At 40.0% G+C, this 1,173-nt stretch carries 1 protein-coding gene and 1 pseudogene; both read left to right on the forward strand.

Annotated elements, in window-relative coordinates; all coding sequences use genetic code 11:
• Positions 1-261, forward strand: a pseudogene (locus ACFILO_RS09420) (hypothetical protein); the annotation flags it as partial.
• Between the two features lie 19 nt (positions 262-280).
• Positions 281-1,039: a hypothetical protein gene (locus ACFILO_RS09425; RefSeq protein ID WP_375678209.1), complete on the forward strand. Its 759-nt coding sequence runs from the start codon at positions 281-283 to the stop codon at positions 1,037-1,039.
• Positions 1,040-1,173 lie beyond the last annotated feature (134 nt).

Below are 1,173 nucleotides of genomic sequence, written 5' to 3' on the forward strand. Positions count from 1 at the left end.
GAAGAACATGACGACGAGGAAATTGATGAACTGAAGCAAGAGATTAAAGAACGTGAGGAGGAAATTAAAGAATTGAAGCAAAAGATAGATGCGTACCGAGAAGAGTTTAAACGGAAAAGTGAAAAGATACAGGCACTAAAAGCAGATGTTGCATCACGCGACGAGCAAGTTGAAAGACTAACACAAGAGCTTAAACAGCGTGATGAAGTAGTAAAAGCGCCGCCTCATAAGAATAAGAAGAGTAAGAAGAAAAGTAAGTGAGAAGATAGAGGTGGAAGATATGATACTTAAAAAGAAGTATGAATCTACTGATGAAACAATCGAAGTTAATGGAGTTACGCTTCACCGTATACGTGCTTTAAGAAATTTTAGAGATGTGTACGCAGGTGACTTAGGTGGCTTTATTGAAAATGAAAGCAATTTAAGTCATGAGGGAGACTGTTGGGTTGGGGACGATGCAAAGGTTTATGGTAGTGCTAGGGTTTACGGTCGAGCCAAGGTTTTTGGTAATGCCAACGTTTATGATAACGCTCATGTTTATGGCAATGCCATTGTTTATTTTGATGCTAAAGTTTTTGGTAATGCACATGTATACGGTACAGCAATAATTTGTGAAAATGCCCGTGTGTGTGGTGATGCATGGATTGATACAGGTTTTATTAGTGGTTGTGATTTAGTTAATAGTAGTAAAAAGAAATACGAACTTACAGACGATACAGTTGATCTCGGTCCTTTCAAGTTACACCGAATACGAGCATTGAGAAGCTTTGGCAAAGTAAAGAAAGGTGATTTAGGTGGCTGGGTAGAGAGTGAAGAGAACCTCAGTCACGAAGGTAATTGTTGGATTAGTGGTTTAGGGGCTGTTTTTGGTGGCGGCAGATTACGTGGTGATCACCTAGTTCCAAACTTTAATTACATTTCCAATACGACTTATGAATTGTCTATGTTAACACCACAACGATATATGGCATCTCTACCTTGGCACCGTAGAATATGGGAGCGACTCCGTTATTATTGGGAGTGCGGAATATGGCTTTAGAGCTTCATAAACGTGATGAATAATACAATTCTTTGTTTTGATCTAGGTACCAAAACAGGGTGGGCGATACGTGGTGCAAGTGGTGACATGTTCAGTGGTACCGTGAATTTTCAATCGCGCCGTTTTGAAGGCGG

Origin of the sequence: Bartonella sp. AP72JLCBS (assembly GCF_042195705.1) — a bacterium.
In the GTDB taxonomy this organism is placed as follows: domain Bacteria; phylum Pseudomonadota; class Alphaproteobacteria; order Rhizobiales; family Rhizobiaceae; genus Bartonella.